The sequence below is a fragment of the Planctomonas psychrotolerans genome, assembly GCF_008642235.1.
In the GTDB taxonomy this organism is placed as follows: Bacteria; Actinomycetota; Actinomycetes; order Actinomycetales; family Microbacteriaceae; genus Planctomonas; species Planctomonas psychrotolerans.
In genome coordinates, this window is the sequence record NZ_SJEV01000001.1 from 970,005 (window position 1) to 983,513 (window position 13,509).

Genomic DNA, 13,509 nt, shown 5'->3' on the forward strand with positions numbered 1-13,509 from the left:
GCTTCGAGGCTACGCCCGGCCCCGGCATCCGGCACCTCCGGGCGCTGCCCGCATGTCGGCACGCGGAATGTAAGCGCTTACATTCCGCGCTCGATCCCGTACGCTGGCGGCTATGTCTTCCGCACCCGTCCTCTCCGCCGACTCCTCGACGGAATCCCGTCCGACGCCCGGGACCGACGCCGCCGCGTCGGCGGGATCCGAATGGTGGCGCACCGCCGTCATCTATCAGATCTACCCCCGCTCGTTCGCCGACTCCAACGGCGACGGCATGGGCGACCTCGTGGGCATCGCCGAACGACTCCCCGCTCTCCGCTCGCTGGGCGTGGATGCGATCTGGCTGTCCCCGTTCTTCACCTCGCCCCAGAACGACGGTGGATACGACGTGGCCGACTACTGCGATGTGGATCCGCTGTTCGGAACCCTGGCGGACTTCGACCGCCTCACCTCCGTCGCTCACGACCTCGGCCTCCGCGTGATCGTGGACATCGTGCCCAACCACACGTCGAGCGAGCACGAGTGGTTCCGCTCGGCGCTGGCCGCCGCGCCGGGCAGCGCCGAGCGTGCGCGCTACATGTTCCGCGACGGCACGGGCGAGAACGGCGACACCCCGCCGAACAACTGGCAGTCGATCTTCGGCGGTCGCGCCTGGACGCGCACGACGAACCCCGACGGGACTCCCGGGCAGTGGTACCTGCACCTGTTCGACGCATCCCAGCCCGATCTGGACTGGGAGAACCCGTGGGTGCGGGAGCAGATGGTGGACGTCCTCCGCTTCTGGCTCGACCGCGGGGTCGACGGCTTCCGGGTCGACGTGGCGCACGGCATGATCAAGGCGCCGGGACTTCCCGACTACACGCCGCCGGCGAACGCGGGCAGCATGGGCGGCGGAATCGTCGGCCTCGAGCCGGAGATCCTCCTCGACGAGGACCACACTCCCCCGTACTTCGGGCAGGACGGCGTGCACGACATCTACCGGGTGTGGCGCCGCGTTCTCGACGAGTACGAGGGCGACCGTGCCCTCGTCGCGGAAGCCTGGGTGGAGCCGCTGCAGAAGCTGGCCCGGTGGGTGCGCCCCAACGAGATGCACCAGGCCTTCAACTTCTCCTACCTCGAGACCCCGTGGGAGGCGTCCGCGCTCCGCTCCACGATCGACTCCTCGCTCGAGGTCTTCGGGTCGGTCGGCGCACCCAGCACCTGGGTGCTGTCGAACCACGACGTCGTCCGCCACGCCAGCCGGCTCGGTCTCGAGGGGGAGAACATCCAGGGCGCGGGCATCGGCCCGAACTCGCCGCACCACCCCGACCCGGTGCTGGGGTTGCGCCGCGCACGGGCGGCATCCGCGCTGATGCTCGCGCTGCCCGGCAGCGCCTACGTCTACCAGGGCGAGGAGCTGGGCCTGCCCGAGGTGGTCCACCTCCCCGACGCGAGCCGGCAGGACCCCACCTACTTCCGCACGGACGGACAGCGCTACGGACGGGACGGCTGCCGCGTTCCCATCCCGTGGGAGGCGTCGGCTCCCGCCTACGGCTTCAGCACGTCGGGGAAGAGCTGGTTGCCGCTGCCTCCCGAGTGGGCGGAGCTGGCACGGGACGCTCAGGAGGGCGTGCCCGGGTCGACGCTCGATCTGTACACCCGGGCTCTCGGGATCCGTGCGGAGGAGAACCTCGGTCTTGGCGCCGTCGAGTGGATCTCCGAGCCCGGAGACGCCACCGTGGCCTTCCGCAACGGTGGCATCACGGTGATCGCGAACCTCGGCAGCGCACCGTTCGAGCTTCCCGCCGGTGAGGTCGCGCTCGCCTCCGGACCGCTCGACGGCACCGCGCTCCCCGTCGATACCACCGTCTGGCTGCGCTGAGTCGCAGCGGGCTGCGCTGGATCGTGCGAGTCCGTCGGACGGCGCCCTCCTCGGCGCCCGTCCGGCGGTCCACCGGTCAATGCCTCGACCGCGGGGTGATCAGCCGGCGTGAGCCTTCAGCCAGGCGTACGGGTCCACGGGGGTGCCGTCGGCCATGCGGATCTCGAGGTGCAGGTGGGCACCCGTGGAGGCGCCCGTGTTGCCGACCGCGCCGATCTGCTGACCGACCGTGACGACCTGACCCTGCGCGACCCCGAGCGATCCGAACTGCATGTGCGCGTAGACGCTCGTGACGAGGTTGCCGTCGATCATGTGGTCGACGATCACGTGCACGCCGAGACCGTAGTCCGAGCTCTCCACGTAGCGCACCACGCCGTCGGCGATGGAACGGATCGGCGTGCCCGCACCGGGCGCGAAGTCCACGCCCTTGTGGTCACTGGAGCAGCCGTTGCTGCAGGGAGCGACACGGTGTCCGAATGTGCCCGAGATCGGCACGGCGTCGACGAAGGGCCACTGGATTGCGCTCGACGGGCTGTTGGCGAAGCTGGCGGCGGTTCCATCGGTCTGCGCGACCACGATCTCCCGGTACGGCTCCACCGTGTAGGTGCCGCGGTTGACCGGGTCGACGGCGCCATTGGCGACCGTGACGGTCTGGGCGGGCTCAGCGGGGAGGGGCGCGGCCGCCCGGAGCGGTGCACTGGAGATGTCCGCGGAGTCCAAGAGCGCGTTCGCGGGCAGCGAGGTGGCGATCGTCACGGTGGCGACGAAGGCCATCGCGACCACCGACAGGCCCTGCGACGCGTACCCGCGTCGGCGGGACGTGCGGGACGTGCGGGACGTGCGGAACGGGCTGACGGCCGGCACGGCATCGACCGCGACGGAGGCGGCGTCGGGCGCAGCGGCCGCCGGAGGCATACCGATGATCGGCGCTCCCGCGGGAGCCCGGACGGCACCGCCCGGGCGGGTCGGCGTGCGGCGACTGCCGCGCCGCGCAGCCAGGCGCTCGGCCTCGCGGAGCTGGCGGCGGGTGACCGGCGCACCATTGAGGGCGGCGGTCGTGTCAGCGGGCGTGGGGAAGGGTGGGGTCAGCATTCACACGCTCCGGACGCGCGCAGGCGGGGTCAGGAAGCGCGCATTCGGAACGCGGCATGCGGAAGAAATCGGTTCGCTCCTTGTTGAGGACACAGGTGTATCGGGTCACCCGGGCCTACTGGCAATGAGGGCAGATATCCGGAGGCCACACGCGGCCATTTATAACGGATTGGTAAAGAGTAACCGCTCATTCGGTTTTGCGCCACTTGCCCCGTCAGCGGGCTGTGCCTCCGAGGCCCGACATCCCGGCGTCGGCGAGGGCGGATTCGAGCGCGGCGGCGAGGTCCGGTGCGGCTGCGATGAGCAGGTCTCCGCTGGCCGCCGCGCCCGCGGCACCGGAAACCCGGGCTCCCGCTTCGCTCGCTACGAGGGCGCCGGCTGCATGGTCCCAGGGCTTCAGTCCGCGTTCGTAATACGCGTCGATCCGACCCGCGGCCACGTTGCACAGGTCGAGTGAGGCCGCACCGATGCGACGGATGTCCCGGGCCACGGCGACGACATGTCCGACGATCCGCGCCTGCTCGACCCGGCGTTCGGCGGAGTAGGAGAATCCCGTTCCGATCAGGGCGGAGGCGAGGTCCACCGCACCATTCGCGCGGAGCCGCACGCCGTTCAGGAAAGCACCGCCGCCCCGCATCGCCGTGAACGTCTCACCAGAGGTCGGGTTCACCACGCACCCGGCGAGGGCGTTCCAGGTGCTCGGGTCGGTGCCGCCCTCGACCACGGCGATGCTGACCGCCCACGCCGGGATGCCGTAGAGGAAGTTGACGGTGCCGTCGATGGGGTCGACCACCCAGGTCAGTCCGCTCGATCCGCCCGCCGCCTCCGACTCCTCGCCGAGGAATCCGTCGTCCGGCCGGGCGACCGCCAGACGCGCGCGGATGAGCGCTTCGGTCTCACGATCGGCGTGCGTGACGATGTCTTCGGGAGACGACTTCGACGCCGCGACCTCGACCCCCTCCCGTCGCCGTTGCAGGGCGAGCGCTCCCGCCTCGAGCGCCACCGCCCGCGCGAGCTCGAGCAGTTCGGCGGGATCCGGGGAAGCGGAGGAGGGCATCGGTGCACCGATCTCGAGAGGTGGCGGGCGCGGAACGAGCTATGACGACAAAGGACCGGCTGATCGATTTCTCGACCATCCGGCCCTCTCGCGTGGCAAGTGCGGGATTCGAACCCACGAAGGCTGAGCCGTCTGATTTACAGTCAGATCCCTTTGGCCGCTTGGGTAACTTGCCAGGCGCGCACCCGACCGCGTGTAATCACCAATCGAAGGCGCTCGGCAATGATACTCGTCAGCCGCGTGGGCGGGAAATCCGCTGCCTCCCCGGTCGAGGATGCCGATCCGACCGGTATTCGGTCGGTGCTCCGAGGGATTCCGCGGCCCGTGCGGCGGTGATTCCCGGCGGCGGGTGAGGGTGGCCGCCTCGGTAGGCTGATCGCGTCGAGCGGATACCGAGGAGCGCACATGGCGGGCATTTCGGAGGTGGCGCGCCTCGCCGGCGTGTCCACCGCCACCGTGTCCCGGGCGCTCAGCGGGAACGGCAGCGTGTCCGCGCTCACTCGCGACAAGGTGGAGCGGGCCGCGGCCGAACTCGACTACGTGGTGTCCTCCACCGCATCGGGGCTCGCCTCCGGACGCACCCGCAACATCGGCGTCGTCATGCCGTTCGTGAACCGCTGGTACTTCGGCGAGGTGCTCGAGGGAGCTCAGGCGGCACTCCGCCGCCGCGGCTACGACCTCACTCTGTACAGCCTGTCGAGCAGCCCCGACATCCGGTCGAGCCTCTTCGACGACTTCCTGCTGCGCAAGAGGGTGGATGCGGTGCTCGCCATTTGCGTCAAGCTCGCGCCGCACGAGATCGGCACCCTCCTCGGACTCGGCAAACCCGTGGTCGGCGTGGGCGGGCCAATGGACGGGGTGCCCACGCTCAGCATCGACGACGTGGAGGTGGCGCGGCTGGCCACGGAGCATCTGCTGGGTCTCGGTCACACCCGTATCGCCCTCATCTCCGACACCGACGAACCGGAGACGAACTTCCACATCGCGAGCGACCGGTTCCGGGGTTATCAGCTCGCCATGGCGGACGCGGGCGCACGGGCCGACCCCGCCCTGTTCCGCCGGGCCGACTTCACCGTCGCCGGAGGGCACGCCGCGGCGCGGGACCTGCTTGCGGCGCCGTCGCGACCCACGGCCATCTTCGCCGCCTCGGACGAAATGGCGATCGGGGCGATGCTCGCCGCGCGCGACGCCGGACTGTCCGTGCCCCGCGACCTGTCCGTGGTCGGCGTGGACGACCACGAACTGGCGGGCTTCTTCGGTCTCAGCACCGTGGCCCAGTTCCCGCGTCGACAGGGCGAGCGGGCCGCCGAACGCATCCTCGACGGCCTGACGCCGGGGCGGACGGACGGTGGCCTCGACGTCCGCGTTCCCGTGCAGCTGGTGACGCGCACGAGCACGGCTCCCCCGGCCGACGCGGGAGTCCGGGCGGCACCGCACGGATCCGGGTCCTCTTCCGGGTCAGCCGCCACCCCTTAACATTGACGGCATGGCTGATTCCTCTTTCGATGTCGTGAGCAAGGTCGAGCGCATGGAGGCGGACAACGCCCTCCACCAGGCGCACAAGGAGGTGGAGCAGCGCTACGACTTCAAGAACGTAGGCGCCTCCATCGAGTGGAGCGGCGACAAGATCCTGATGAAGGCCACCAGTGAGGAGCGCGTGAAGGCGATCCTCGACGTCTTCCAGTCAAAGCTCATCAAGCGCGGGATCTCGCTGAAGAGCCTCGACTCCGGTGAGCCCTACGCCTCGGGCAAGGAGTACCGCATCGAGGCGACCCTCAAGGAGGGAATCGACGCGGAGCACGCCAAGAAGATCGGCAAGCTCATCCGCGACGAGGGACCCAAGACCGTGAAGAGCCGGGTGGAGGGCGACGAGTTGCGCGTGTCGTCGAAGAGCCGCGACGACCTGCAGGCGACCATCGCCCTGCTCAAGGGCGCCGACCTCGACCTCGATCTGCAGTTCGTCAACTTCCGCTAGCGTCCGGGCCCATGGACGTCGCCACCATCACGCTCGTCCTAGTGGCGGTGGCGCTGGTGGTGGACCTGACCGTGCGGGTGCTCGCCCTCATCTACATTCCCCGGGACCGCAGCCCCACGGCGGCCATGGCGTGGCTGATGGCGATCTTCTTCCTGCCCTACATCGGCATCCTGCTCTTCCTCGTCTTCGGCAGCAGCAAGCTGCCGAAGCGCCGGCGGGAGAAGCAGCGGGAGATCAACAGCTACATCCTCGACGTGACCGAGGGCATGGACCGGGTGCGTCGCGACCATTCCTGGCCGCCGTGGCTCGATTCCGTCGTGCAGCTGAACCGCGAGCTCGGCTCGATGCCGCTCGTCGGCGGCAATTCGGTCTCCCTCCTGGTGGACTACGACCGCACCATCGAGGCGATGGCCGAGGAGGTACGGAACGCCCGCCGGTATGTGCACGTGGAGTTCTACATCCTGGCTTGGGACACCACATCCGCCCCGTTTTTCGATGCCATGGAGACCGCTGTGCGCCGTGGCGTGACGGTGCGCGTGCTGATGGATCACGTGGCATGCCGGCGCACGCCCGGCTACCGGCGCACCACCCGCAAGCTCGACTCCATCGGCGTGCAGTGGCGCCTCATGCTCCCGGTGCGGCCTCTGCGCGGGGAATGGCAGCGCCCCGACCTGCGCAACCACCGCAAGCTGGTCGTGGTGGACGGGACGATCGCGTTCATGGGGTCGCAGAACATGGTGCACCGCAGCTACAACAAGGTGGTCAATCGGCGGCGCGAACTCAAGTGGATAGACATCATGACCCGGCTGGAGGGGCCGATCGTCACCGGGATCAACGCGATCTTCATCACCGACTGGTACTCCGAGACCGACGAGCTGCTGACCCGGGAGAGCGAGGCGTCGGTGCCCGATCCCACCGACGACGACCTCGACTGCCAGGTGGTGCCGAGCGGTCCCGGCTTCGAGGGCGAGAACAACCTCCGCCTCTTCAACGCGTTGATGTACTACGCGCAGGATCGCATCGTCATCACCAGCCCGTACTTCGTGCCCGACGATTCGATGAGCTACGCCATCACCACCGCGGTGCAGCGGGGGCTGCACGTGGAACTGTTCGTCAGCGAGGTCGGAGATCAGCCCCTCGTCTACCACGCGCAGCGGTCGTACTACGAGACGCTGCTGCGGGCGGGCGTGCGGATCAACCTCTACAAGGCGCCGTACATCCTGCACGCGAAGCACTTCACCATCGATGACGAGGTCGCCGTCGTGGGGTCGAGCAACATGGACATCCGCTCGTTCAGCCTCAACATGGAAGTGTCGCTGATGGTGCGGGGCCGGTCGTTCGTCGCGGCGCTGCGCGAGGTGGAGCAGAGCTACCGGGAGTCGAGTCGCGAGCTGACGCTGGAGGAATGGGACCGGCGCCCGTTGCGCGCCCGCGTGCTCGACACCGTCGCCCGCCTGAGCTCGGCCGTGCAGTAGGCGGGAGCCGCGAACGCGCGACGCGCGCCTCAGCCCCTCGCGCTCGTGGCCGGCGTACTCCTCACGGCGCCTCCCCGATCGCAGCACGCGCGGCCGGGTAGCGCTGTCCTACCGGTCGAAGCGGCGGCTGGAGATGTGCAGCCGCCGCTCATCCGTCGACCGCTGAGGGCCGGTCGAGGTCACCAGGTCGAAACGCCGCGGATCACCGCATCCGACCCGTTCCCACACCGTGCACCTCTCTCCCGAGGGCCGCCGCGCTGCACAGGAGCTGTACGACATCGGCGACGCCATGGTCACCGAGATCTTCACCGACTGGGACGCCGAAGATGTCACGCAGCTCAGTGCTCTGCTCGCCCGATTCGTCGACGAGTCGGAGAACTACGCGCGGCGAATCCACCGCGGGGACTCCACCTGAGCGCGTGCTGGTCGCCATCGATGGAGTGACCATGTCACCGTCTGGCACGCGCGCAGGGCTGACGGACGGTCAGGATCGAATCGGCGTTTCTGGCCCTATTCCACGCCGACGGCGCTCCTCGAGCTCTTCGGCGGCTAGCTTTCGGTTCACACGGATTCGCCACGCGAACCCGACGGTGAGAACGAGCACCACGATGCCCCACGCGATCCAGGCACCCACCGACCCTCGCGAATCGTAAGCATGGATCAAGAGGATGCCCTGTGCCGGCATGGCAGCAATTGCAGATGCCATCAGAGAAAGATCGCGTCGCTTCGTCTCCGGCGTCCGGTCGTGTTCGGAGATCACCCGCGGGCACCACCCGCCGACTTCTTCCTCACCATGTCGGGGAACACGGGCTGCCTGCCGGCGCGCACGAGCACTGTCTCGAGCTCCGTCGACCTCACTGCGGAAAACGCATTCTCCGAAGCGCTGCGTGCTCCCTTTCGCGGATGCCGGTAGCTACCTGGACTCGGAGGATCTGCTGCTCGTGCTCGTCGAGGACGGTGACTCGTCGTGCGCGACTGTTGGCCCAGACAAGCAGACCGACTCCGATGCTCGTGACGAGCCTCTCGATGACGTTGCCATGTGATTGAGGGAACTCGACGCTGATAGTGGTCATGCTGTGCCTTCTGTACCGAGAGGAATGCTGCTGAGGATCGGGAACACGTTGAGCTGCACTACGACCGCACGACTCCCGGGGCTGTCGTGATCGCTATGCGCTGTGATGAATTCATCGAGAGTCGCGCGGAGGCGGAGGGAGAGCTCATCCGCCTGAGCGCTCGTCAGTTCGATGCGAGCTGCGCTGAGCATCGACGCCGTCAACCATTCGTCGGCCAGCTCGGTGTCACCGCGGTCGATGAAGTCCTGAAGGTGCTGACTACGCCCGTTGATGAGTTCTTGAAGGACGAGACGCGAGGCGAGCTTCTCCGCTGGAGTCGACTCGGGTGACGGAGCACCAATCGTCACGCCGCCTGGGACGCGTTCCCACCACCGCTCCCGGTTCGTCCCCTTGCCCGGCACCTCGCGAACGAAGGCGTGACGCTCCAACTGGCGAAGATGGTAACTGGTTGCCCCGCTGGACTCCCCCAGTCGCGCGGCGAGCCCACTAGCGGTGGCAGGCCCGTATGCCCACAGCTGATCGATCAGCTTCACCCGCAGCGGGTGCGCGAGAGCCTTCAGGCTCCGCCGATCGAGAACGCGATCGGCACCTTGCTCGCCTTCCGGTGCACTATCCATGCGACCACTGTAGCGTACAAAGGGAACTTTGCAATCGAATCTTTGCGGTTTGAATCCCGATAACGTCTTCTCCTCGTCACCGCCACCCCAACCGGCATATCGTGGAGTACGGACACGACAAACGAAGGGGTGCACTCGTGACCAAAGCCACGGAATCTTCGCGTCAGCTCGCCGACCTCTACCGCCGCCCCGGTTCCTGGACCAGCGTGTACGTGGACGTCTCCGATGATGTGACCAACGCGAAACGCGCGTCGCACCAGCGGTCGTTCCGCGCGACGCTCCAGGATGCGGGCGCACCGCCCGCCGACATCGATGCGGTGGAGCGCCTGCTCGACTCGCCCACCGGCGTGGGCGGACCGCTGTGCCGCTTCCTGTTGCTGCGCGACGGCGAGGTGGAGGTGAACGAGCTGCTGCAGGGTGCGCCGCTCCTGCCCGAGATCGCATCGCACGGCACGGTTCCCGAACTGCTCCCCCTGCTACGGCACCGCCCCCTCGATCTCAGCTACGTGGTCGCCGAGGTCGGACGCGACGGCGGGGAGATCCGCCTGCACCGGCTCGGTCGCATCGGCCCGGTCTCCGAGGAGAGCGTGGTCGGCAGAACCGACTTCCTGTCCAAGGTGCAGGTTGGTGGGTGGTCGCAGGCGCGGTACCAGCACCACACCGAGGAGATCTGGAAGCACAACGCGGGCGACCTCGCGACCGTGCTCGACCGCATCGTCCTGGAGCACTCCGTGGCGCTGCTGCTGCTGTCCGGCGACATCCGCGCCCGTCAGCTGCTCGCCGAGCAGCTCTCCCCCGCGGCCCGCGGTGTGCTCAGCACGGTGAACAGTCACACGAGGCCGGACGGCGCCGCCGACGACGACCTCGTGCACCGCCTCGCCGCCGAACTGGACGGCATCCTCGAACGGCACGAGGCGGACGCCCTCGACCGGCTCGCCGAGCGCGAGGGTCAGGGCGACGGACTCGGCATCACCGGGCTCGAGGGCGTGGTTCCGGCCCTGCAGCAGGCGCAGGTCGACACGCTCCTGCTCTGCCCGGACGACCTCGCCGAGCGGACCCTCCTGGCGCTCGACGCGGAGCCGTGGGTCGCCGCACACGACGGTGACACGCTCACCGCGGGAGTACTCGGCGAGATTCCCGCGGCATCCGCAATGGTGCGGGCGGCGATCCTCACCGACGCGCAGGTGCTTCTGGTCGACCCGAAGCACGTCCCCGGCGACGTTCCCGTGGGCGCGACACTACGCTGGCCGACGGCGCCCGCGCAGTGATCCGGTCGCATCCGATCGGCCGCTCGAGTCCGCCGGCGCCGAACCGACCACCGCACGACCCCACCGAAAGGATCACCGCATGACGCACACATTCCCCGACTGGCTCGCCGCGCAGAACGACCGGGGCGACGTCGTGTCCGAGCTGGCCGCCGACGTGGCCGCACGCTCGGACTTCCCGGAGAACGGCGGCAAGCCGATCTACGAGGGCTACTTCGAGGCCGAGAGCGACGAGCTGCAGGCCGCGTTCCAGCGGGCCTGGGACGAGTACGAGAGCCACGCCGACTCCGCGACCGCCTAGCTCCCGCCTTCCCGCTTCGCCGCCGCTCCCGCTAACCGTCCTCGCCACCGAATTCGTCGCCGCTCCCGCTAGCCGTCCCCGCCACCCCTAGGTGGTGAGCGGCGAGGGCTGGTGAGAGCGGTGAGGAGCGGTGGGAGCGGCGAGCAACGCGGGAGAGCGGCCGCGGACTAGCGGCGGTTCGACGCGGCGAGCATCTCCTCGCGCGGCACGACCTTGATGCGCGCACGCCCTTCGGCGGCGCCGAGGGCCTGCTCGTACTCGTCGAGGGCGTGCCAGCCGTCCAGGTTGGTGTAGTCCACCCCGCGTTCGCGCAGCAGTTCCACGACCGACTCCTCGTCGGGATGCGCGGGCGTCCACCAGTCGGCCTGGTCGTTGAGCACGTGCTTGACGGTCTCCATCGCATCGGACTTGGTGTGCCCGATGAGGCCGATGGGTCCGCGCTTGATCCACCCGGTGGCGTAGACGCCGGGCAGGTGCGCCATGGGCGAGTGTCCGCCCTCATCCGCCTTCAGCACGCGCCCCTCGTAGTTCGGGATGACGCCCATCCGGTCGTCGAACGGCACATCCTTCAGCGGCGACCCGAAGTAACCGACGGCGCGGTAGACCGCCTGCACGGGCACGTCGCGATACTCGCCGGTGCCCTCGACGCCGCCCTCGCCATCGGGGCGGGTGCGCTCGATGCGCAGCGCAGACACGCGCGGACCCGACCCCGTGTCCTCGCCGAGCACCTCGACGGGCCGGGAGTGGAAGTGCAGGTGCAGCCGCCGGCTCGCGGTGCCCGCGGGACGCTCGCGCCACTTCTGCAGCACCCGGTGGATGACCATGACCTGCTTGTTCGTCTCGATAGCCGCCTGCGAGGCCGGGTCGATCTCGAAGTCCTCGTCGTACAGCACGATGTCCACGTCGCGTACTTCGCCGAGTTCGCGCAGCTCCAGCGGGGTGAACTTCACCTGCGCGGGGCCGCGTCGACCGAACACGTGCACGTCGGTCACCGGGGAATTCTTCAGCCCGTCGTACACGTTCGGCGGCAGCTCGGTGGGCAGCAGATCGTCGGCGTGCTTGGCGAGCATGCGGGCGACGTCGAGCGCGACGTTTCCGTTGCCGATCACCGCAACCTGCTCGGCCTCGAGCGGCCAGGTGCGCGGCACGTCGGGATGTCCGTCGAACCAGTTGACGAAGTCGGCGGCGCCGTAGCTCCCGGGCAGGTCGATGCCCGGGATGTCGAGGTCGGCGTCCCGCACGGCACCGGTCGAGAAGATGACCGCGTGGTAGTGCTTCTTGAGGTCGGCGAGAGTGACGTCGGTGCCGAAGTTCACGTTGCCGAAGATGCGGATGTCGCCGCGGTCGAGCACGTCACGAAGCGCCGTCACGATGCCCTTGATGCGCGGGTGGTCGGGCGCGACCCCGTACCGCACCAGGCCGTAGGGTGCGGGCAGGCGTTCGAAGAGATCGATCGACACGTCGAACTTCTTCTCGGCCTTGAGGATGATGTCCGCGGCGTAGATGCCCGCGGGTCCCGCACCGACGATGGCAAGGCGGAGCTTGGTGCTCATGGGTTCCTTTCGATGCTGTGCTGAAGTGCTGAAGTGCTGGGGTGCTGAACTGAGGGTGATGGTGCGGATGGCGTGCGAGCGAGGTGCGCCGAGCGGCAGCGATCCCGTCCGGATGCTCGATCGGGCTGCCCACACGGATCGGGCCGCGTGCGGCGCTATTTCGTGCGGTCCACGACCGACTCGGCGAAACGCGTCAGGGCCTTCTTCACCGGACCGTCGGGCAGCGGATCGAGGGCGGTCACCGCGTCGTCGGCCCAGCGTCGCGCCTCGGCCAGGGTGACCCGGGTGACCTCGTGCTCGCGGAGATCGGCCACGGCCTCGGCGAGGTGCGCATCCGCTTCCGCGGTGTGGGCGGGAGGAGCGTCGTGCGGCAGCACCTCGCGTTCGATGCGCGCGAGCAGGGCGGCAGCTTCCTGATCGTGGACCGCGTCGCGTCGCAGGTAGAGCAGCGGCAGCGTCGCGATGCCGGCGCGCAGGTCGGTGCCGGGCACCTTGCCGGTCTGCTCGGGTCGCGGCGAGAGATCGATGACGTCGTCGATGAGCTGGAACGCGACGCCGATCTTCTCTCCGAATGTCACGACCGGGAGCTCGTATGCGGCGGGAGCGTTCGAGAAGATGACGCCCATCTGCGCGGCGGCGGCGATGAGCGATCCGGTCTTGTCGGCGAGCACGCCGATGTAGTGCTCGATCGGGTCCTGGTCGATGCGCGGGCCGAGGGTCTCGTGCAGCTGACCCAGCACCAGACGCTCGAAGGTGTCGGCCTGCAGGCGGATGGCGCGCTCCCCGAGGCGCGCGACGAGCTGGCTGGCGCGGGCGAAGAGCAGGTCACCGGTGAGGATGGCGACCGAGTTGCCCCACACGTTCTGCGCGCTCGGGACGCCGCGGCGCACGTCCGCCTCGTCCATGACGTCGTCGTGGTACAGCGACGCGAGGTGAGTGATCTCGGTGACCTGCGCCGCCTCGATCACCTGCTCGGTGTTCCCGTCACCCAGTTGCGCCGTCAACAGTGCGAGCATCGGACGCACACGCTTGCCGCCGGCCTCCAGCAGGTACCGGCCGGTGACGTCGGCGAGATCGTCGCCGAAGGCCACCTCGCGCAGCAGTCCGACTTCCACGAGCGCGAGTCCGTCATCGATCTTCTGGGCGAATCCGCGCTCCTCCGACGAGGCGAACAGGCGTTCGCCGAGACCCGCCTGGGACGCGATGGTCGTGCCGCGCCGCGCAAGGGGAATGCTGGATTTCACTC

General features: G+C 68.8%; 13 protein-coding genes and 1 tRNA gene. 8 read left to right on the top strand and 6 right to left on the bottom strand.

Annotation, left to right across the window (positions count from 1 at the left end; translation table 11 throughout):
• Positions 1-112: 112 nt before the first annotated feature.
• Complete coding sequence (locus EY822_RS04265; protein ID WP_150307140.1) at positions 113-1,855, top strand: glycoside hydrolase family 13 protein; 1,743 nt, start codon at positions 113-115, stop codon at positions 1,853-1,855.
• Between the two features lie 99 nt (positions 1,856-1,954).
• On the opposite strand, the gene EY822_RS04270 is transcribed toward EY822_RS04265, so the two are convergent.
• The 3 genes from EY822_RS04270 to EY822_RS04280 form a co-directional block, all read right to left on the bottom strand.
• Positions 1,955-2,947, bottom strand: coding sequence for a M23 family metallopeptidase (locus EY822_RS04270; protein ID WP_150307141.1), 993 nt, complete (start codon positions 2,945-2,947; stop codon positions 1,955-1,957).
• Positions 2,948-3,161: 214 nt separating this feature from the next.
• Positions 3,162-4,004 carry an inositol monophosphatase family protein gene (locus tag EY822_RS04275; RefSeq protein ID WP_150307142.1) on the bottom strand — a complete coding sequence of 281 codons (843 nt, stop codon included), beginning with the start codon at positions 4,002-4,004 and terminating at the stop codon, positions 3,162-3,164.
• 93 nt (positions 4,005-4,097) lie between these two features.
• A tRNA-Tyr gene (locus EY822_RS04280) sits at positions 4,098-4,179 on the bottom strand.
• Positions 4,180-4,409: 230 nt separating this feature from the next.
• Here EY822_RS04280 and EY822_RS04285 point away from each other — a divergent pair.
• The 5 genes from EY822_RS04285 to EY822_RS15305 all read left to right on the top strand — a co-directional run bounded on the left by EY822_RS04285 (position 4,410) and on the right by EY822_RS15305 (position 8,497).
• The gene (locus EY822_RS04285) at positions 4,410-5,480 is read left to right on the top strand and encodes a LacI family DNA-binding transcriptional regulator (RefSeq protein WP_150307143.1); all 1,071 of its coding nucleotides are present in this window, start codon (positions 4,410-4,412) and stop codon (positions 5,478-5,480) included.
• Positions 5,481-5,490: 10 nt separating this feature from the next.
• Positions 5,491-5,979 carry a YajQ family cyclic di-GMP-binding protein gene (locus tag EY822_RS04290; protein ID WP_150307144.1) on the top strand — a complete coding sequence of 163 codons (489 nt, stop codon included), beginning with the start codon at positions 5,491-5,493 and terminating at the stop codon, positions 5,977-5,979.
• 11 nt (positions 5,980-5,990) lie between these two features.
• A complete protein-coding gene (cls, locus tag EY822_RS04295) occupies positions 5,991-7,454 on the top strand; it encodes a cardiolipin synthase (protein ID WP_150307145.1) in 1,464 nt (487 codons plus the stop codon).
• Between the two features lie 229 nt (positions 7,455-7,683).
• Positions 7,684-7,869 carry a hypothetical protein gene (locus EY822_RS04300; RefSeq protein WP_150307146.1) on the top strand — a complete coding sequence of 62 codons (186 nt, stop codon included), beginning with the start codon at positions 7,684-7,686 and terminating at the stop codon, positions 7,867-7,869.
• 472 nt (positions 7,870-8,341) lie between these two features.
• Positions 8,342-8,497, top strand: a complete 156-nt coding sequence (locus EY822_RS15305) for a hypothetical protein (RefSeq protein WP_227497017.1) — start codon at positions 8,342-8,344, stop codon at positions 8,495-8,497.
• Between the two features lie 26 nt (positions 8,498-8,523).
• Here EY822_RS15305 and EY822_RS15310 read toward each other — a convergent pair whose 3' ends face one another.
• Positions 8,524-9,144, bottom strand: coding sequence for a winged helix-turn-helix domain-containing protein (locus tag EY822_RS15310; protein WP_227497018.1), 621 nt, complete (start codon positions 9,142-9,144; stop codon positions 8,524-8,526).
• A 137-nt stretch (positions 9,145-9,281) separates the two neighbouring features.
• Between EY822_RS15310 and EY822_RS04310 the strand changes: the two genes are divergently transcribed.
• Together EY822_RS04310 and EY822_RS04315 are read left to right on the top strand one after the other, a co-directional pair.
• Positions 9,282-10,412 (top strand): baeRF2 domain-containing protein, encoded by a 1,131-nt coding sequence (locus tag EY822_RS04310; RefSeq protein ID WP_227497019.1) that lies wholly within the window; start codon positions 9,282-9,284, stop codon positions 10,410-10,412.
• Positions 10,413-10,491: 79 nt separating this feature from the next.
• On the top strand, positions 10,492-10,710 hold the full coding sequence (locus tag EY822_RS04315; RefSeq protein ID WP_150307149.1) for a YozE family protein: 219 nt from the start codon (positions 10,492-10,494) through the stop codon (positions 10,708-10,710).
• Positions 10,711-10,877: 167 nt separating this feature from the next.
• Here EY822_RS04315 and EY822_RS04320 read toward each other — a convergent pair whose 3' ends face one another.
• Positions 10,878-12,263, bottom strand: a complete 1,386-nt coding sequence (locus tag EY822_RS04320) for an FAD-dependent oxidoreductase (RefSeq protein ID WP_150307150.1) — start codon at positions 12,261-12,263, stop codon at positions 10,878-10,880.
• Between the two features lie 155 nt (positions 12,264-12,418).
• Complete coding sequence (locus EY822_RS04325) at positions 12,419-13,507, bottom strand: polyprenyl synthetase family protein (protein ID WP_150307151.1); 1,089 nt, start codon at positions 13,505-13,507, stop codon at positions 12,419-12,421.
• Positions 13,508-13,509 lie beyond the last annotated feature (2 nt).

Coding starts and splice junctions, on each gene's coding strand:
- EY822_RS04285 (WP_150307143.1), top strand. CDS start 4,410: ATGGCGGGCATTTCGGAGGTGGCGCGCCTCGCCGGCGTGTCCACCGCC.
- EY822_RS15310 (WP_227497018.1), bottom strand. CDS start 9,144: ATGGATAGTGCACCGGAAGGCGAGCAAGGTGCCGATCGCGTTCTCGAT.
- EY822_RS04315 (WP_150307149.1), top strand. CDS start 10,492: ATGACGCACACATTCCCCGACTGGCTCGCCGCGCAGAACGACCGGGGC.
- EY822_RS04290 (WP_150307144.1), top strand. CDS start 5,491: ATGGCTGATTCCTCTTTCGATGTCGTGAGCAAGGTCGAGCGCATGGAG.
- EY822_RS04265 (WP_150307140.1), top strand. CDS start 113: ATGTCTTCCGCACCCGTCCTCTCCGCCGACTCCTCGACGGAATCCCGT.
- cls (WP_150307145.1), top strand. CDS start 5,991: ATGGACGTCGCCACCATCACGCTCGTCCTAGTGGCGGTGGCGCTGGTG.
- EY822_RS04270 (WP_150307141.1), bottom strand. CDS start 2,947: ATGCTGACCCCACCCTTCCCCACGCCCGCTGACACGACCGCCGCCCTC.
- EY822_RS04275 (WP_150307142.1), bottom strand. CDS start 4,004: ATGCCCTCCTCCGCTTCCCCGGATCCCGCCGAACTGCTCGAGCTCGCG.
- EY822_RS04320 (WP_150307150.1), bottom strand. CDS start 12,263: ATGAGCACCAAGCTCCGCCTTGCCATCGTCGGTGCGGGACCCGCGGGC.